Genomic DNA, 18,040 nt, shown 5'->3' with positions numbered 1-18,040 from the left:
GCAAACGGGGAAAGGAAATGGCAGCGGCCCCCGGGCTCGGCGAGCGAGCCGGGGCCGCGAATCAGCTGGGGATGTGCTGGAAACCGGCGGCGATCGCGGCGAGGCCCGCGATGCAGAGTGCGAACAGGATCAGGACTTTGTGGATCACGCCTCTCTCCTCATGAACGCGCGGCGCCGAAGGCGGCGCCGCGGAGACGGTGATGGCGGGCACGGCCCGCGCGGCCGTCGTGCGGGACGACGGTCGGAGGTCCGGGCGGCAGGCGCGCGGACGGTCAGCACCATACGCGACGAGCACGGGGCGGGCAATCGGACTGCGGGAGAAAAGCGACGAAACGCGGCGAATCGGGGTGTTTCGCGACAATTGGTCGCAAGGGGCGCGCGTGTCGATGCCGTTTGCCGGCGGTTGTCTCGAAATCACATACTGCCCGGCTGCCCGTCGCCGCCTCACACCGCCTGCCGCACCCCGAACGCCTGCCTGATTCGCGCGAACAACCCATGCTGCGCGATCCACTCGGCATACGCGCGATAGTCAGGATCACGCATCAAATGACGTTCCTCCGTCTTCGCCCGCGTGTAGTAAATCAGATTGACCGCGACGAGCCCCGCGCAGTGCATGAGCCCGACCTGCCAGCCGAGCGGTTCGACGAACGGCACCGACACCATCCAGTACGACAGATTCTTCGTGATGTACGCCGGATGCTTCGTGAAACGATACGGGCCCGACGTGATGATCCCGCGGTTCGTGAGGTTCGAGAAACGCAGCCCGAACGAGATCGTCGACAGCGCGTAGGTCATCAGCAGCAGGATGATCGCCGCACCCCAGATCACGCGCAGCGTCGGCGCGGACAGCAGCCAGTTGTCCCAGAACAGCGAGCCTTCGTAGCGGATGTAGTTGTTCGAGATCAGCGACCAGAACGGCTGGTAGCACATCAGCGCGGCGACCCAGCCGAGCGTGGTCGGCTCGACGGTGCGCACGTGGCTGTCGAGGATGCGGAACGTGCACAGATAGCCGACGGTGCCGAACATCAGGTCCATCGTGAACGACAGGTCGTACAGGAATACGAACGTCGCGAGCGTCATCGGCGCGTGCAGCGCGTTCGCAAGCGACGCACTCAGGTGATCGGCATCCTTCGACAGGTAGACGGTCATCAGCGGCAGGAAGAACGCCTTCACGCCCCAGCCGGCGAGCATCTCGCGCACGGGCTGCCAGCTCGCGGGCTTCTCGCGGCGAAACAGGTAGCGGCCCCACAGCAGGTACGCGTCGTCGGTTTCGCGCTGGTGGCGATCCATCCACGCGAAGTAGAACGGCGCGGCGACGATCACGTACGGCGCGAGCGAGCGCAGCAGCGACCAGAACGGCAGGTAGAACGCGCCGTGATATTCGGGCAGCAGCCAGTAGATCATGCCGATGCCGGCGTAGATCGACGTCAGCGCGCCGAGCCGCGTCGCGACGCGAGCGAGCCCGAGCGGGCGCACGGCCTGCCGCGACAGTCCCGCGCTCGGGCGCAGGTAGACGCGCGAGATGAAGATTTCGTGCAGCGCGATCGTGCCGATGATCGCGAGGCTGGCGATGACCGCGCGCGTGGCCGCGTCGAGGTTCGGCTGGTCGCGCGTGATCCACAGCGCGAAGAGGCCGGCCGCGATGCCGAGCAGGCCCGCGCGGAATGGCGTGGCGGAACGGGGCGGGCGGTCCTGGACCGCGGCGATGCCGTCGAGCGTGGAGTTCATGATCGGATCCTCGTCGGGATGAGGGCCGGCGCCCCCGCCTGGCGGGTGGCGCCGGCCATCGGCCGGGCTTTGGATTGGTATGTGCCCGGCCACTGGCCTGTGGTTCTGATAGGTGAAGCGTTACTTCTTCGGGACGGCGCCGAGCAGACCGCCGAGCAGGTTCGTCACCGGTGCCAGCAGGTTGGTCGCGCCAGCCGTGGTGGTGCCGTTCGAACTGCCGGTGAGGCCGGCTGTGACGGTGCCGCTGCCGGACGGCGTCGTCACCGTGCCGGCCGCGCCGCCCGGGCTGGCCGTGCCGAGCGCACCGAGCGCGCCGGCCGGCGAGGTCAGCGAGCCCGTCAGCGTGCCGACCGGGCCGCTCGTCAGCGCACCGCCGAGGTTGCCGGTCAAGTTGCCGCCCGGTGTCGTGACCGTGCCGGTGAGGCTTGCGCCAAGCGGCGTCAGCGAGTTGACGAGGCCGGTGACCGGTGCAAGCAGGCCGCCGATGCCCGAGCCGCTGGTACCGCTCGTGCCGCTGGTGCCGCCCGTACCGCTCGAACCGAGACCGCCGAGCGCGCCCGTCACCGTGCCGAGGAGGCCCGTGATCGGCGCGAGCGGGCCGCCGCTGGTGCCGCTCGTCCCGCTGGTGCCGCTGGTGCCTCCGGAGCCACTCGAGCTGCTGCCGCCGCCGAGCCCGCCCGTCAGCGTACCGAGCAGGCCGGTGATCGGCGCGAGCGGGTTGGTGCCGCTGCTGGAGCTGCCGCCGGACAGCAGGCCGCCGGCCGACGACACCGTGTTGCCGAGCTGGGACACGCTGCTGCCTGCGCTCGTGCCGACCGGGTTGCCGGTCGCGTTGCCGACCTGCGTACCGGCGAGGCCGAGGCCGCTGCCGAGCGTGTTCAGCAGACCGCTGAGCGGGGCGCCGAGCAGGGTCGCGCCGCCGAGCATCTGGGTGGCGCCAGGCGTCGTGACGCCGCCGGTCAGCGTGTTCGTGATCGGGTTGATCACGCTGCCGAGCTGCGTCTCGAGTTGCTGGACCGGCGCGCTGTTCAGCGCGGTGTTCAGCGCCGATGCGGTCGAGTTGACCGCGGTGCCGACCGTGTTGACCAGACTGCCGACCAGGGTCGTCGCCGGCGCGAGCGGCGACAGCGGACCGGTGCCGAGGCTCGTCACCGCGTTGCCGAGGTTGTTGACCGCGCTGCCGGCGCCGGTCAGCAGGCCGGTGGTCGACGTGAGCGTCGGGCCGAGCGGGTTCGGCGACACGCCGATCGAGCCGAGGCCGGCCGCGACGCCGTTGCCGAGCGACTGCACGCCGTTGCCGAGGCTGGTGACCGCGTTGCCGATGCTGGTGGCCGTCGTCGGGTTCGTGCCCGGAACTTGCACGCCGCCGATCTGCGAACCGCCGTTCGCGACCGTCGTGCCGAGTGCCGTGACGAGCGTGCCGGTTTGCTGGACGACGTTGCCGAGCGGGGTGACGTTGGTGCCGGAGGTGCCCGAGGTGCCGGAAGTGCCCGACGTACCGGAAGTGCCCGAGGTGCCGGAGGTGCCCGAGGTACCGGAAGTGCCCGAGGTGCCGGAAGTGCCCGACGTGCCGGAAGTGCCCGACGTGCCGGAAGTGCCCGACGTGCCGGAAGTGCCCGATGTACCGGAAGTGCCCGAGGTACCGGAGGTGCCCGAGGTGCCGGAGGTACCCGACGTGCCGGAGGTGCCCGAGGTGCCGGAAGTGCCCGACGTGCCGGAGGTGCCCGAGGTGCCGGAGGTACCCGACGTGCCGGAGGTGCCCGAGGTGCCGGAAGTGCCCGAGGTGCCGGAGGTGCCCGAGGTGCCGGAAGTGCCCGACGTACCGGAGGTGCCCGAGGTGCCGGAGGTACCCGAGGTACCGGAAGTGCCCGAGGTACCGGAAGTACCCGAGGTACCGGAAGTACCCGACGTGCCGGAAGTGCCCGACGTGCCAGAGGTACCCGACGTACCGGAGGTGCCCGAAGTGCCCGAAGTGCCGGAGGAGCCCGAAGTGCCGGAAGTACCCGACGTACCGGAGGAGCCCGAAGTGCCGGAGGTCCCCGACGTCCCCGAAGTCCCCGACGAGCTCGGTTTGATCGACGGCGTGACCGGTCCGTCGACCGAGCCGCAGCCGTACAGTGAGAGCATCGACAGGACGGCCAGCGATACCGCCGACTTCTTTAAGTAATGGTGCATGGAGGCCTCGACATTGGAAGTTGTGTCCGGGCCATTACTGCAAATTCCGCGCCATGACACCTTTCGCGAAACGCGCCAGCGCTTTGTTGCGGGAATCGGGAATATCGACGCGAATTAAACGGAGGAATGGCGCTTTCGCGAGACGGAGACGCCGGCCGTGCCGGCGCCCTCGCCGTGATGTTCCCGTAAGGAACCGTAACGCCGGGCCGGATGTTACGTAGCGTTCGACCCGACGTTCCGCGTGTGACGTGGCCGGCCACGACCCGAGGACACGGTCTTTGACGAAACGTCCGCGTGCCGCGAACATGAAGCGCACCCACCCGGCCGCGGGCAACGCCGAAGCGGCCACGACTTCAGACAGGACACGATATGAGCGAACAGGACAGGGAACAGGGCAAGGCGCGCCGCACCGAGGTGATGGGCGAGGCGTTCGTCGAGCGTGCGATGCGCGACCTCGACGGTTTTTCGCGTCCGTTGCAGAACTGGCTGAACGAGCACGCGTGGGGCAGCACTTGGCAGCGCGGCGGGATCGACCTGAAGACGCGCAGCCTCTGTACCTGCGCGATGCTGGCCGCGCTCGGCCGCGGCACGGAACTGAAGGGCCACGTGCGGGGCGCCCTCAACAACGGCGCGAGCCTCGTCGAGATCCGCGAGGTGCTGCTGCACAGCGCGCTGTACGCGGGCGCGCCGGCGGCGGTCGAGGCGTTCCGCAGCGCGCGCGAGGTAATGACGGAACTCGGGCTGTCGCTGCCCGACGACGAGGCCTGACCGGCACGCGGTGCGTCGCGGCCGGCAGGCCCGCGGCGGATCAATGCGCGACGTGCGCGCTCTGCGTTGGCGTCTCGACCGGCGCGGCGGCGACTTCGAGCAGCCAGTCCGCCGTTGCGTCCGGAATCGTGACCGGCAGCATGTGCCCGCCTTCGACGACTTTCAGCCGCACGCGCGCCGACTTCTGCGCGAGCGCCTCGCCGTGCGTACGCCAGTTCAGGATCGGATCGGCGCGACCGTACAGCACGTCGACCGGCAACGCGAGGTCCGCGTAGCGGCGCTCCATCGCGGGGAGGTCGACGGGCGCCGACAGCAGGTCCGTCGCCGTTGCGTAGAACACGTGCGGCCGCATCCCGAGCAGCCCGCCGCCCTTCACCGGGAAGTCGCGCGGCACGGCTTCCGGCGCGAACACCTGGCTCACGGCCTTGCGGCCGGTCAGGATCGTCAGCGGGATCGCGAAGGTCCACGACACGAAGCGGCGCACCAGTGGCGACGGCAGCATCAGCGGCTTGAACGGCGCCGGCGGCTCGGTCTGCTCGTGCGACAGCGGCGCGATCAGCGCAAGCCGGCTCACGCGCTCCGGATGGTTGAGGCCGACCGCGAGCGCGATCGCGCCGCCGAGCGAGTGGCCGACGAGCACGGGCCGATCGAGCTTCAGCGCATCGATGAACGCGGCGATCGTGCGGGCCTGCGCGAACACGTTCGCCTGCGAACCGGCGCCGCGCAGCGAGCGGCCGGCGCCGGGCCGGTCGACGAGGATCACGCGATGATGCTGCGCGAGCCGCGTGAGCGGCAGGTACGCGAAGTTTCGCCACTGCCCGGCGAGCCCGTGCACGAACACGAGCGGCGGGCCGCTGCCGTATTCGACGTAATGGATGTGGTCGCCGCCGATGTCGACGAAGCGGCCTTCGGGCGGAAACGCGCGCGTCACGCGGCGCGCGACGTAGCCGGAAAACAGCGCAAGCGCGGCGAGCACCGCGACGACGCCGAGCAGCACGTTCTGGATCAGGTGGAGCGTATGGCTCATGTCGGCCTCAACGGGTTTCGAGTATGGGGTCGGCAACCGGCGCGGCGGCCGGGCCGGCTTTCGCGCGGCGTTCGAACTGCATCGCCGAATCGGCGAGCCCGCTGAACTTCAGCGACGCGAGATCGAGCACGTAGTTCTGATGGAATTTCCAGGGCTTGCGGTGCCCCTGCTTCGGCAGGATGCCGGCCGCGCGCTGGATGTAGCCCGAGCTCAGGTTCACCGCCGGCACGTCGCCGAGATCACCCGCGCCGAGCCGCGGCACGCAGGTGTCGTAGCCGTTCGCGCGCATGTGGTTGAGCAGCCGGCACACGTAGCGCGCGATCAGCTCGGCCTTCAGCGTCCACGACGCGTTCGTGTAACCGAACGACGATGCGAGGTTCGGCACGTCGCTGTACATCATTCCCTTGTAAGACACGGTCTGCGGCAGATCGACCGCGCGGCCGTCGACCGTGACGCGCGCGCCGCCGAGCATCTTCACCTTCAGTCCCGTCGCGGTGACGATCACGTCCGCGTCGAGCTGCTGGCCGCTCTTCAGCTTCAGGCCGGTCGGCGTGAAGCGCTCGATCTCGTCGGTGACGATCGAGGCGCGGCCCGCGCGGATCGACTTGAACAGGTCGCCGTTCGGCACGAGACACACGCGCTGGTCCCACGGCATGTAGCGCGGCGTCAGATGCTTCGCGACGTCGAAGTCGGGGCCGAGCTGCTTGCCGGCCGCGCGGATGATGAACCGTTTCGTCTGCTCGGGCTTGCGGCGCGACACGTTGTACAGGTACATCGTCAGCAGTACGTTCTTCATGCGCACGATCCGGTGCGCGAGGCTCGACGGCAGCACGCGGCGCAACGCATTCGCGATCTTGTCGCGTGCGGGAAGCGACAAGATGTAGGTCGGCGAGCGCTGCAGCATCGTCACGTGTTTCGCGTCGGCCGCCATCGACGGCACCAGCGTGACCGCCGTCGCGCCGCTGCCGATCACGACGACGCGCCGGTTCGCGTACGACAGGTCCTTCGGCCATTGCTGCGGATGAACGATTCGGCCTTCGAACGATTCCATGCCGGCCCAGTCGGGCAGGTAGCCGCCGTCGTAGTCGTAATAGCCGCTGCACATGTAGAGGAAGCGGCACGTGTAGACCAGCGTGTCGACCGCGCCGTCCCGCGTGCGCTCGATGTGCACCGTCCAGCGCGCACGGTTCGAATCCCAGTCTGCCGCGACCACTTTCTGGCCGTAGCGGATCGTCTGGTCGATGCCGTACGCGCGCGCGGTGTCGCGGATGTAGTCGAGGATCGTCTGGCCGTCCGAGATCGCCTTGTCGCTGTGCCACGGGCGGAAGCTGTAGCCGAGCGTGAACATGTCGGAATCCGAACGGACGCCGGGATAGCGGAACAGGTCCCAGGTGCCGCCGATCGCGTCGCGCGCCTCGACGATCGCCACGCTCGCATACGGGCAGCGCCGCTTCAGGTGATAGGCGGCGCCGATGCCGGACAGGCCGGCGCCGACGATCAGCACGTCGAGGTCGCGGTTGTCGCCGCGGGCGGACGGCACGTCGCGCCGGTCGGTCGTCGTCGAGGTCATGCGGGATCCTTGGTCGGGGTGGTCGGGAGCGCGGCCGGCGCATGGATGCGCTCGAGATTGCGCGCACGGGCGCGGCGCACGTGGCGCAGCACCAGCCGCTGGTAGCCGGCGCCGAGCAGGCGCGCGAGCTTGTCGAGGCGGCGGGCATCGGCGCCGACCAGCACGCGGCGCGCGTTGCGCTCGACGCCGGCGAGGATCTGCCGCGCGGCATCGTCGGCCGTCGTCGCGTTGATCAGGCGGTTCGCCTGACGGCGGTGGGTCGCTTCGTCCTGGCCCGTGAGCGCGTGGATGCTGGTGTCGACGCGGCTCGCGTCGACGATGTTGGTCGCGACGCCGCCCGGATGCACGCAGGTCGCGCTGACGGGCGCGCCGTCGAGTTCGAGCTCCATCCGCAGCGCCTCGGTGAAGCCGCGCACGGCGAATTTGGTCGCGTTGTACGCGCTCTGCGTCGGCATCGCGACGAGCCCGAACAGGCTCGACGTGTTGATCACGTGCCCGTCGCCCGACGCGCGCAGATGCGGCAGGAACGCCTGCGTGCCGTGTACGACACCCCAGAAATTGATGCCCACGATCCATTCGAGATCGGCGATGCGCGCGGTCTCGGCGCTCGCGGCCAGCGACACGCCCGCGTTGTTGAAGACCAGGTTGACCTTGCCGTGTTCGGCGCGCACGTAATCGGCCCACGCGAACACCGCATCGCGGTCGGCGACGTCGAGCCGCCGCGTGCTCGTGCGCACGCCGTGCTTCGCGCACGCGGCCGCCGTGCCGGCGAGCCCGACTTCGTCGACGTCGGCGAGCGCGACCTCGCAGCCGCGCCGCGCGAGCTCGACCGCGAGGCTGCGGCCCATGCCCGAGCCGGCGCCCGTGATCGCGGCGACCTTGCCGGAAAAACCCTTCATTCGTCGTTCCTCCCGTTCCGCTTGCGCTGCGTCGGCGGCGCGCCTATTGTGGTGTTATTCGTCACCACTTTAGTTTTCGGGTGTCCTGATGTCAAATAGCGAAATGGAGAAAGCACTCGAAACGGAAAAACGGGGCCGGGCGTACGGCGGCGTGGCGCCCGAGGTGCGGGCCGCCGAGCGGCGCGATGCGCTGATCCGCGCGGCGACGCGCGTGTTCGGCACGGTCGGCTTCCGCAAGGCGACCGTGCGGTCGATCTGCCAGGAAGCAAAGCTCAACGATCGCTATTTCTATGCGGCGTTCGACAGTACCGAGGATCTGCTGCGTTGCACCTACCTGCATCACGCGCAGCAGCTGCACGACGCGGTCGCGCGGGCGGTGGCGGAGCGCGGCGGCGATCTGCGCGAGCGCATCGACGCGGGGCTCGCCGCGTTCTTCGGATTCCTGCGCGATCCGTGCGCGGCGCGCGTGCTGCTGCTCGAGGTGATGGGCGTAAGCGCGGATACCGACATGACGTACCAGCGGATACTGATCGACTTCGGCAAGCTGATCATGGCGATCGGCACGGCGCGCGAGGCCGTGACGCCTGCCGAGCGCACCGAGCAGCGGCTCGTCGGGCTCGCGCTGGTCGGCGCGATGACGAACGTCGGCGCGGCGTGGCTGCTTACCGGGTATCGCGACCCGGAGGTGCAGATGGTCGCGAGTTGCAGGAAGGTGCTGCTGGGGACGTTGCGCGAAGCGGGCTAGGATGCGGCGACGATCGGACCTGCGCGATTCGCATCCGGTTGCGTCGCGGAGCCATCCGACGCTTCAACCCCTCGAGCGTTTCGTTCGCGCCGGCGTCGCTGATCGCGCTTCTCCGATCCTCGCCTTCATCGCATCGATGAACGCACGCACCTTCGGCGAAGGCAGCCGCGTCGACGGATACACCGCGTGAATCCCGGCCCGCGCCGAGCGCCATGCGGGTAGCAGCCGGACGAGCCGGCCGGCCGCGACGTCCTCCGCGATCGAGAAATCCGTCAGGAGCCCGAAGCCGCCGCCCGCGAGCGCGATCGCACGACAGGCCGTCGCCGTGTTCGACACGACGGGCGCGACGCAGCGCACCGACGCATGGCCGCCGCTCGCGTCGAGAAGTTCGAGCGTATGCGGGCGCGACAGCGTCGACAGCATCACGAATGGCAGCGCGGCGAGCGCATCCGGGGCGCGCGGCAGCCCGTGCCGCGCGACGAACGCCGGGCTCGCGACCAGCCATTTCTCGTACTCGCCGAGTTGCACCGCGCGATAGTTCGAATCCGCGAGGCGGCCGATGCGGATCGCGACGTCGAGATTGTCCGCGACGAGATCGACGACGCGATCGTTCGCGATCAGCTCGACGTCGAGCCCCGGATGCGCGTCGCGCAGCGCGACGACGGCCGGTGCGACGACGAGCGCGCCGTAGTCGATCGGCACGCTCACGCGCAGCGTGCCGCGCAGCGGCCCCGCGTCCGACGACACCGCGTCGAGCGCGCTTTCGGTCGCGCGCACGATGTCGCGGCACGCGTCGTAGAACGCGCGCCCCGCATCGGTCACGCTCAGCCGCCGCGTGGTGCGCACCAGCAGGTTCGCGCCGACCTCGGATTCGAGCCGCTGCATGTGCGTGCTGACGACAGTCTTCGCGAGGCCGAGCCGCTCGGCCGCGGCCGTCAGCGAGCCGGCATCGACCACCGCGACGAAGATCGCCAGCCGGTTCAGGTTCACGTCGCGAAGATCGGCCATCGTCGATTGTCCTATGAAAGAGGATAATGTTTCAGCGATTATCCGTCTTCTGGACGCGAACGGCGAGCGCTACGCTGGGGCCGTTCGTCGCCGATTCCCGGCGGCGCGAGATCCAGGAGACTCTCCATGCCAGCCGCCAGCAAGCCCGCCCGTCCGGTTCGTGTCTATTCGTTCCCGCTGTCCGGGCATGCGCATCGCGTGCGGCTGTTCCTGTCGCTGCTGGGGCTGCCGTTCGACACCGTCGACGTCGATCTCGCGGCCGGCGCGCAGCGCGAACCCGCATTCCTCGCGCTCAATCCGCTCGGCCAGGTGCCGGTGATCGACGACGACGGCACCGTGCTCGCCGATTCGAACGCGATCCTCGTGTATCTCGCGAAGCGCTACGGCGACGCGCACTGGCTGCCCGACGATGCCGCCGGCGCGGCGACCGTGCAGCGCTGGCTGTCGTACGCGGCCGGGCCGATCGCATCGGGGCCGGCGGCCGCGCGGCTTGTTACCGTGTTCAGCGCGCCGCTCGATCACGACGCGGCCAAGCGCACGGCCGCGAAGGTGCTGGCCGTGATCGACCGGGAACTCGCCGGCAAGCCGTTCGCCGCGGGTGCGCAGCCGACGATCGCCGACGTCGCCGCCTACACGTACATCGCGCACGCGCCGGAAGGCGGCGTGTCGCTCGAACCGTATCCGCACGTGCGCGCGTGGCTCGCGCGCGTCGAGGCGCTGCCGGGCTTCGTCGCGATGCCGCCGACCCGCGCCGGCCTGCTTGCCGCCTGACGCGAAGCCGCGCCTTGACCGGGAGAACGCGATGACCACGCCGACCGCCGCCGTACCGGGCTGGGAACTCGACGTCGCGCCGTTTCACGCGGGCGAGCTTGCCGTGCAGCAGCGCGCGGGCGTGACGGAGGCCGCGGGCACGGCCGGCCGGCGCGGGATTCGCCGCTTCATGCCGGACCAGCACCGGACGTTCTTTGCGCAGTTGCCGTTCTTCGTGCTCGGCGGCGTCGATGCGCACGGCCAGCCGTGGGCGACGCTGCGGGTCGGGACGCCCGGCTTCGTGACGGCGCCGGACGCGCGCACGCTGCGCATCGACGGCGATGCGCTGCCCGGCGATCCGCTGGCCGGCGCGTGGCAGCGGGGTGCGCCGCTCGGCGGGCTCGGGATCGAGTTCGATACGCGCAGGCGCAATCGCGTGAACGGCGTCGTGCGCGCGACCGACGGCGGCGCGTTGACGATCGCGGTCGAGCAGAGCTTCGGCAACTGTGCGAAGTACATCCAGGGCCGCAAACCCACCTTCGTCGCGCGTGAAGCCGGGGCGTCCATTGCGTCCGACGTGTCGGACCGGCTGAGCGACGCGGATCGCGCGCTGCTCGCGCAGGCCGATACGTTCTTCGTCGCGAGTGCGAACACGTCGGCCGACGCGGGCGCCGCGCGCGGCGCGGACGTGTCGCATCGCGGCGGCATGCCGGGCTTCGTGCGCGTCGACGACGCACACACGCTGACGACGCCGGATTTCAGCGGCAACCGCTTCTTCAACACGCTCGGCAACCTGCAGCACGATCCGCGCGCGGGGCTGCTGTTCGTCGATTTCGACAGCGGCGATCTGCTGTATGTCGCCGCGCGGGCGGAGATCGTGTGGGACGGGCCGCTCGTCGCGTCGTTCGATGGCGCGCAGCGGGTCGTGCGGTTTCATGTGCGGGAAGTGCGGCGCATGCGCGCGGTGTTGCCGTTCAGGTGGTCGGCGGTCGAACGCGCGCCGCAGTTCGCGGCGATGGCGGCGGGCGCGGTTGCGGCGGGCGGGCCGGTGCCGTCCGCACTCGCATCGGCAACGGCACGCACGTCCGCGCCTTCATCAGCAATCGCATCGGCTCCCGCATGGCGCCCGCTGCGCATCGCGAAGATCGTCGACGAAGCGCGCGCGATCCGCTCGTTTCATTTCGAAGCAGCCGATGGCGACGCGTTGCCGACGTACGAAGCCGGGCAGCACCTGACGCTGCGCGTCGCGCTGCCGGGCAGCGACGCGCCGACGATCCGCAGCTACACGTTGTCCGATGCGCCGGGCGCACCGCGTTACCGGATCACCGTGAAGCGCGAAGGACGCGTGTCGGCGTGGCTGCACGATCATGCTCGGGCAGGCATGACGCTCGACGCGCAGATGCCGCGCGGCCGCTTCACGTTCGACGTCGCGAGCCCGCGCCCGGCCGTGCTGGTGTCGGCCGGCATCGGCATCACGCCGATGATCGCGATGCTGCGCCGCGCGTTGGCCGACGACAAGGCGTCGAGTCGCATCGTGTTCGTGCACGGCGCGCGCGACACGGCCGACCGGCCGTTTGCGGCGGAACTGACGCGCATCGCCGACGCGGACCCGCGCGTATCGCTGCACTGGTTCGACAGCCGGCCGCAGCGCGACGGCGCGGCGCGACCGGGCCGCATCGACATCGCGCAACTGAAGCGCATCCTGCCGTTCGACGACTACGATTTCTACGTGTGCGGGCCGTCCGCGTTCATGCGCGACTTGTACGACGGGTTGCGCGCGCTGAACGTGCCGGATGAGCGTATCCGTTTCGAGGCGTTCGGGCCGTCGAGCGTCGTGCGCAGTGCGACGCGCGCGGCAGCTGCGCTCCCAGTGGCGAGCGTGCCCGTCGTATTCCGGCGCACGGGCCGCGAAGCTGCATGGACACCCGCCGACGGCACATTGCTCGAATTTGCCGAAGGCCAGGGCGTGGCGGTGCCGTCCGAGTGCCGTTCCGGGTCGTGCGGCACGTGCGCGACGCGCATGCTGTCCGGTGCGGTCGATTACGTGCAGTCGCACGATGCGCCGGTCGAACCCGGCTGCGTGCTGCTGTGCGTCGCGCAGCCTATCGAAGGGGCCGTGACGCCGCTCGTGCTCGAGCGCTGAACGCCCCATGCGACATGCCGCCGCAGATGGCCTGCTGCGCGAAAAGCGCGCGCAACTGCTGCTTTTTTCGGATGCCGGTCGGGTCGACGATAGCGTCAACCGATTCGATGAAAGGAGCACAACCATGAAACTGCTCGGCATGATCAAGCTGGTCCTGTGGAGTTTCTTCGGCGTACGCAACAGCAAGGCGCACGCCGCCGATCTCGCGAACGTCAACTACACGTTGCTGCCTTTCGTGGCGATCGTGCTCGCGGTGCTGGTCGGCGCGGTGATCTATGGCGTGGTGCACCTGGTCGTCGATCCGACCGCGACGATGCAGGGGTTCTGACCGACCGCCGAATCGCGAGCGGGCGAACGTTCCCGCTCCGGTTTCCGGCCGCGTGACCGTGCCGGCCATCGAGGTGCCCGCGCACGACGCCAGTCACGCGCACCTCGGCGCCGTCGCCGTGCCGCATGAATCGCGCGGTGTCCGTTCCCGCCTTCCTCGCCCCCGATTTGCCCGATTCCAGGGCGGTCGGCCCCGCCCGGGGTAAAATGCGCGCCGCGCCGCGATGTCGCGCGCGACGGGCATGCCGCCGTTCCAGCGAACGGCGCGCGCAAGTACGTCGCGCCCGTAACGGGGCGTTCGAAGCGTCCCCCCGCATGACAAGCCGCGCGCGATGCAGCCGGCCGCCCGACACGCTCCCGGCGAACCGGTCGGCGGCTGCGTCGGTGCCCGGCGCGTCTCCGTCATCCGATGTCCCATCCAGCGCTTTCCCGATCGATCGGCACGCATGCTGCCCGATCGTCCGATTCGTCTGATGAATGTCGTGTCGACGTTCGTGCCCGGCGTCCGCTGGGCCGCCGCGGGTTCTTGCGCGAGGTCGCGCTTCGCGGCTGCATAACGCGTTTCGAGTGTTTCGACAGGGTCGAGTGGCGAGTTTTCCATCCAGAACAATGACGGTGAATAGAACAACAGCGGCGCCCGCACGGCGGCGGCGCGCGAAGGTCGGGCTTGGCGTCGGTCTCGGCATCACGCTTTTCGCGGCGCAGGCCGCCGCGGCACAGGGCGACGCGCCGGCATCCGATGCCGATGCGCCCCGGGCCGCGACACTGCCGACGATCACGGTCAGCGGCGAGCGCGGCGGCTCGTTTCGCGTGCGCGAGGCGTCGGTCGCGGGGCTCGACGATGCGCCGCTGCGCGACACGCCGGCCTCCGTCAACGTCGTCACGCGGGCGCTGATCGACGACCAGCAGGCCAAGCGCCTGAGCGACGTGGTGCGCAACGATGCGTCGGTCGTCAACGACTATGCGCCGGTCGGCTATTTCGAAGGCTTCGCGATCCGCGGCTTTCCGGTCGATCTCGCGAGCGCGATCCGGATCGACGGGCTGACGGTGTCCGGTGAGCAGAACGTGCCGCTCGAGAACAAGGAGCGTGTCGAGATCCTGAAGGGACTGGCCGGCATCGACAGCGGCGTGGTCGCGCCGGGCGGCGTGATCAACTTCGTGACGAAGCGCTCGGCGAACGTCGCGAGCGTGATGACCGGCGTCGACAGCCGCGGCTCGACGTCGGCGGCCGTCGATCTCGGCCGCCGCTTCGGCCCCGACAATCAGTTCGGCTTCCGGATCAATGCCGCGAAGGAGAACATGCATTCGTACATCGACGGCACCAACGGGCGACGCACGTTCGGCTCGATCGCCGCCGACTGGGACATCAGCACGCGCGCGAGCCTGCAGTTCAACGCGGAATTCCAGCAGTGGATCCAGCGCTCCGCGCCCGGCTACCAGCTGCTCGGCGGCACCGTCGTGCCGTCCGTCAACACGACGTCGAAGGCGCTCGGCACGCAGCCGTGGGCGAAGCCGGTGACGACCGATGCGCTGAACCTGAACGCGCGCTTCGACTACCAGTTCAACGACGACTGGAAGGCCTACATCGCCGCCGGCCGCAGCCGCACGATGATCGACGACAACAGCGCGTTCGCGTACGGCTGTTCGTATGCGCCGAGCTGCGCGGCCGGCACGACGTCGCCGTTCTTCTTCGGCGCGAACGGCGACTACGACGTGTACGACTTCCGCAGCCCGGGCGAATACCGCCGCAACGACGACCTGCGCGCGGTCACGACCGGCAAGTTCGCGACAGGCCCGCTGCGGCACGAGCTGACGCTCGGCGTGAGCGTGCAGCGCCGCGTCGTGCACATGGCGAACGCCGTGTACGACTACGTGGGCAGCGAGAACATCTACGGGCCCGACGTCGCGTTCGCGCCGTCGCCGAACACGGCCGGGCCGTCGTATCCGCAGCTCGACGCGTGGCAGTACGGCGTGTTCGGGCTCGACCGCATCAGCATCGGCGAGCACTGGCAGGTGCTCGCGGGCGGCAGGGAAGTGCTGTTGCGCCAGCGCAGCTGGAACAGCCTCGACGGCGACGCGACGCACACCGACCGCTCGGTGTTCCTGCCGCAGGTCGCGCTCGTCTACAAGCCGGTGAACGTGCTGTCGCTGTATGCGTCGTACAGCAAGGCGCTGTCGCTCGGCGACCAGGCGCCGGTGCGCGCGACCAACGCGTATGCGTTCCTGCCGCCGGTCGAATCGCATCAGTTCGAACTCGGCGCGAAATACGACTGGCTCGACCGGCTGAGCCTCACGGCCGCCGTGTTCTCGATCAGCAAGCCGTTCCAGTTCGCCGATCCCGATGCGTCGGGCACGAGCTATACGTTCGTGCAGCGCGGCACGCAGCGCCACCAGGGGATCGAACTCGGCGCGGCCGGGCGCGTGACCGAGCGGCTCGGACTGACGGCCAGCGTCGCGGCGATTCGCGCGCGCGCGTACGATTCGGGTTCGCCGGCGTACGAGGGGCATCAGATCATCAACGTGCCGGCGCTGCGCGCATCGCTGTATGCGGACTACGCGGTGCCGGGCGTCGCCGGTCTGAACGTGCTCGGCGGCGTCGAGTACAGCGCCGCGCGCAATGCGAACGAGGAAGGCACCGCGCGCGTGCCGTCGTGGTTCGTGTTCAATCTCGGCGCGCGCTATACGACGAAGATCGCGGGTCATCGCACGGTGCTGCGCGTGTCGGTGGACAACCTGTTCAACAAGTTCTACTGGCGCGACGCGGGCGAGCAGCAGGGCGACGCGTACCTGTTCCCGGGCGCGCCGCGCACCGCGCGCGTATCGTTGACCTATGATTTCTGATCGTCCGGATCCGGCCGCGTGATGCGCGGCCCCGGCAGCCAACCAGGAGAGCACAGACGATGTCCCCACTCGAAATCGCCGGCGTGATCGTCAGCGCGCTCGCGATCTGGCTGACCGCGAAACGACGCATGCTGTGCTGGCCGGTCGGGCTCGCGTCGGTCGCGCTGTACGGCTGGATCTTCTTCGACGCGAAGCTGTATTCCGACATGCTGCTGCAGGGCGCGTTCGCGGTGCTGCAGGTGTACGGCTGGCGCCGCTGGATCGCGCAGCGTACGCTGGAGGCGAGCGGCGGCGCGGCGCCGGCCGGCGACGTCGCGCCCGTCACCGGCGTGCGGCCGCGGCAGATGCTGCCCGACCTGATCGCGGCCGTCGTCGGCAGCGCGCTGCTCGGCGGGATGATGGCGCGCTGGACCGACGCGGCGCTGCCGTTCGTCGATGCGTCGCTGACCGCGTTCAGCCTCGTCGCGCAATACTGGACCGCGCGGCGCTACATCGCGTCGTGGGGGTTGTGGATCGTCGTGAACGTCGTATACGTCGGGATGTTCGTGTTCAAGGAACTGTATCTGACGGCCGGACTCTATGCGCTGTTCATCGCGCTCGCCGTCATCGGCTGGCGCGACTGGAGCCGGACGGCCGACGCGCTGCGCGCGACGGCGAGCCCGGCGGGCTGATTCACGGGCCGATTCAACTACGGAGCTGCGTCGTTCATGACATTTCCTCTCGAGCCGAACGCGCCTGCGTCGCGTGACGCCGCCGACGCGCGGGACGTCGCACCGCCGCAATTCGGCGTCGACGGCGAGCAGGCCGAACGCGACTGGCCGCTGATGACGCACGACGAAGTCGCGCGCGTGCTCGCGCGGATCGATGGCGTCGGCGCGCCGGCGCGGCTCACGTGGCACAGCCCGCGGCCGTTCTCGGCGGCCGTGCTGGTGCACACGACGGACGAGCGCACGCTGTTCGTCAAGCGTCATCACGTGAGCCTGCGTGATGTCGCCGGACTCGAGGAAGAGCATCGCTTCATCGCGCATCTGCGTGCACGCGACGTTCCGGTCGCCGATGTGCTCGCCGGTCGCGACGGCGCGACCGCGTTCGCATCCGGCGACTGGACCTATGAAGTGCACGTGGTCGCGCCGGGTGTCGATGCGTATCGCGGCGTGATGTCGTGGCAGCCGTTCACGGATCCTTCGCATGCATACGCGGCCGGCCGCGCGCTGGCCGAACTGCATCGCGCATCGGCCGGCTACGATGCGCCGGCGCGGCCCGTGCGCACGCTGTTGTCGAGTTTTCGCGTACTGTCGTCCACCGATCTGGCGGGTGCGCTCGAACGCTGGGTCGATGCGCAGCCGCTGCTGGTGCGCGCGCTCGGCACGCGCGACTGGCGCGGCGACGTAGCGGACGCGATCGGCCCGTATCATGCGCGCCTCGTGCAGCTGCTTCCCGCGCTGCCGCCGCTGTGGACGCACGGCGACTGGCATGCGTCGAACCTGCTGTGGACCGATGCCGGCCCCGGCGCACAGGTGCGCACCGTGCTCGACTTCGGCCTGTCCGATCGCACCTGCGCGGTGATGGACGTCGCGCTGGCGATCGAGCGCAATACGATCGACTGGATGGCGCCGGCCGATGCGCGCCGCATCGAATACGCGCACATCGATGCGCTGCTCGACGGCTATGAATCGCTCGAACCGTTGAGCGACGATGCGTATGCGGCGCTGGTCGCGATGCTGCCGATCGTGCATACGGAGTTCGCGCTGTCGGAAGTCGCGTATTTCGGGTGCATCATCGAGGCCCCGGCGATCGTCGACGTCGCATACGACGGCTACCTGCTCGGGCACGCACGCTGGTTCGGCGAACGCGACGGACGACAACTGCTCGACTGGCTGGTGCAACGCCGGCGCGCGAAGCGGGGCGGCGTGTAAAGCTGCGCGCCGGCCGTCGTCGAGCCGGCAATGTTGTTTTCCTTCCGTGCGGCGATCGCACCGCACATTCACTGAAATCATCCGATCCACGAAGCGGACCCTGCTTCCGCAGGACGCCGCACGTCCGCACGCCGTCGCATCCA

15 protein-coding genes are annotated in these 18,040 nt (G+C 69.6%); 8 read left to right on the top strand and 7 right to left on the bottom strand.

Going from position 1 to position 18,040, the window contains the following annotated elements:
• Nucleotides 1-61 precede the first annotated feature (61 nt).
• The 3 genes from WS49_RS35140 to WS49_RS33850 form a co-directional block, all read right to left on the bottom strand.
• Nucleotides 62-211, bottom strand: coding sequence for a hypothetical protein (locus WS49_RS35140; RefSeq protein WP_156441416.1), 150 nt, complete (start codon nucleotides 209-211; stop codon nucleotides 62-64).
• Nucleotides 212-444: 233 nt separating this feature from the next.
• Complete coding sequence (locus WS49_RS19265; protein ID WP_059531926.1) at nucleotides 445-1,728, bottom strand: isoprenylcysteine carboxylmethyltransferase family protein; 1,284 nt, start codon at nucleotides 1,726-1,728, stop codon at nucleotides 445-447.
• A gap of 120 nt (nucleotides 1,729-1,848) precedes the next feature.
• Nucleotides 1,849-3,903, bottom strand: coding sequence for a collagen-like triple helix repeat-containing protein (locus WS49_RS33850; RefSeq protein ID WP_082725545.1), 2,055 nt, complete (start codon nucleotides 3,901-3,903; stop codon nucleotides 1,849-1,851).
• A 369-nt stretch (nucleotides 3,904-4,272) separates the two neighbouring features.
• On the opposite strand from WS49_RS33850, the gene WS49_RS19250 reads away from it, so the two are divergent.
• Nucleotides 4,273-4,671, top strand: coding sequence for a carboxymuconolactone decarboxylase family protein (locus WS49_RS19250; protein ID WP_059531917.1), 399 nt, complete (start codon nucleotides 4,273-4,275; stop codon nucleotides 4,669-4,671).
• Nucleotides 4,672-4,711: 40 nt separating this feature from the next.
• On the opposite strand, the gene WS49_RS19245 is transcribed toward WS49_RS19250, so the two are convergent.
• From WS49_RS19245 to WS49_RS19235, 3 genes are read right to left on the bottom strand one after another with little or no spacing between them, the layout of a single operon-like run.
• Nucleotides 4,712-5,698, bottom strand: a complete 987-nt coding sequence (locus WS49_RS19245; RefSeq protein WP_059531914.1) for an alpha/beta fold hydrolase — start codon at nucleotides 5,696-5,698, stop codon at nucleotides 4,712-4,714.
• 7 nt (nucleotides 5,699-5,705) lie between these two features.
• The gene (locus WS49_RS19240) at nucleotides 5,706-7,268 is read right to left on the bottom strand and encodes a flavin-containing monooxygenase (protein WP_059531911.1); all 1,563 of its coding nucleotides are present in this window, start codon (nucleotides 7,266-7,268) and stop codon (nucleotides 5,706-5,708) included.
• Nucleotides 7,265-8,167 (bottom strand): SDR family NAD(P)-dependent oxidoreductase, encoded by a 903-nt coding sequence (locus tag WS49_RS19235; protein WP_059531908.1) that lies wholly within the window; start codon nucleotides 8,165-8,167, stop codon nucleotides 7,265-7,267. Before WS49_RS19235 ends, WS49_RS19240 begins: the two co-directional genes overlap by 4 nt.
• Before the next feature lie 88 nt (nucleotides 8,168-8,255).
• Here WS49_RS19235 and WS49_RS19230 point away from each other — a divergent pair, with 88 nt between their 5' ends.
• Nucleotides 8,256-8,912 carry a TetR/AcrR family transcriptional regulator gene (locus WS49_RS19230; RefSeq protein ID WP_059531905.1) on the top strand — a complete coding sequence of 219 codons (657 nt, stop codon included), beginning with the start codon at nucleotides 8,256-8,258 and terminating at the stop codon, nucleotides 8,910-8,912.
• A 63-nt stretch (nucleotides 8,913-8,975) separates the two neighbouring features.
• Here the strand turns inward: WS49_RS19230 and WS49_RS19225 are convergent, their stop codons facing one another.
• The gene (locus tag WS49_RS19225; RefSeq protein ID WP_059531902.1) at nucleotides 8,976-9,920 is read right to left on the bottom strand and encodes a LysR family transcriptional regulator; all 945 of its coding nucleotides are present in this window, start codon (nucleotides 9,918-9,920) and stop codon (nucleotides 8,976-8,978) included.
• Nucleotides 9,921-10,046: 126 nt separating this feature from the next.
• On the opposite strand from WS49_RS19225, the gene WS49_RS19220 reads away from it, so the two are divergent.
• The 6 genes from WS49_RS19220 (at nucleotide 10,047) to WS49_RS19195 (ending at nucleotide 17,897) form a co-directional block, all read left to right on the top strand.
• The gene (locus tag WS49_RS19220; RefSeq protein WP_059531899.1) at nucleotides 10,047-10,691 is read left to right on the top strand and encodes a glutathione S-transferase family protein; all 645 of its coding nucleotides are present in this window, start codon (nucleotides 10,047-10,049) and stop codon (nucleotides 10,689-10,691) included.
• Nucleotides 10,692-10,722: 31 nt separating this feature from the next.
• Entirely contained in the window at nucleotides 10,723-12,813 is a 2,091-nt protein-coding gene (locus tag WS49_RS19215; protein ID WP_059532411.1) for a pyridoxamine 5'-phosphate oxidase family protein, read from the top strand.
• A gap of 124 nt (nucleotides 12,814-12,937) precedes the next feature.
• Nucleotides 12,938-13,141, top strand: coding sequence for a DUF2970 domain-containing protein (locus WS49_RS19210; RefSeq protein WP_059531896.1), 204 nt, complete (start codon nucleotides 12,938-12,940; stop codon nucleotides 13,139-13,141).
• Between the two features lie 608 nt (nucleotides 13,142-13,749).
• Nucleotides 13,750-15,981 carry a TonB-dependent siderophore receptor gene (locus tag WS49_RS19205; RefSeq protein ID WP_059531893.1) on the top strand — a complete coding sequence of 744 codons (2,232 nt, stop codon included), beginning with the start codon at nucleotides 13,750-13,752 and terminating at the stop codon, nucleotides 15,979-15,981.
• A gap of 59 nt (nucleotides 15,982-16,040) precedes the next feature.
• On the top strand, nucleotides 16,041-16,652 hold the full coding sequence (pnuC, locus tag WS49_RS19200; protein WP_059531890.1) for a nicotinamide riboside transporter PnuC: 612 nt from the start codon (nucleotides 16,041-16,043) through the stop codon (nucleotides 16,650-16,652).
• A 36-nt stretch (nucleotides 16,653-16,688) separates the two neighbouring features.
• Nucleotides 16,689-17,897 (top strand): phosphotransferase enzyme family protein, encoded by a 1,209-nt coding sequence (locus tag WS49_RS19195; RefSeq protein WP_059531887.1) that lies wholly within the window; start codon nucleotides 16,689-16,691, stop codon nucleotides 17,895-17,897.
• Nucleotides 17,898-18,040: the final 143 nt, after the last annotated feature.

Source organism: Burkholderia sp. RF7-non_BP4, from assembly GCF_001521935.1.
GTDB lineage: Bacteria > Pseudomonadota > Gammaproteobacteria > Burkholderiales > Burkholderiaceae > Burkholderia > Burkholderia diffusa.
Note: the sequence above shows the minus strand (reverse complement) of the source record. Positions and strands in the feature narration are given on the sequence as shown.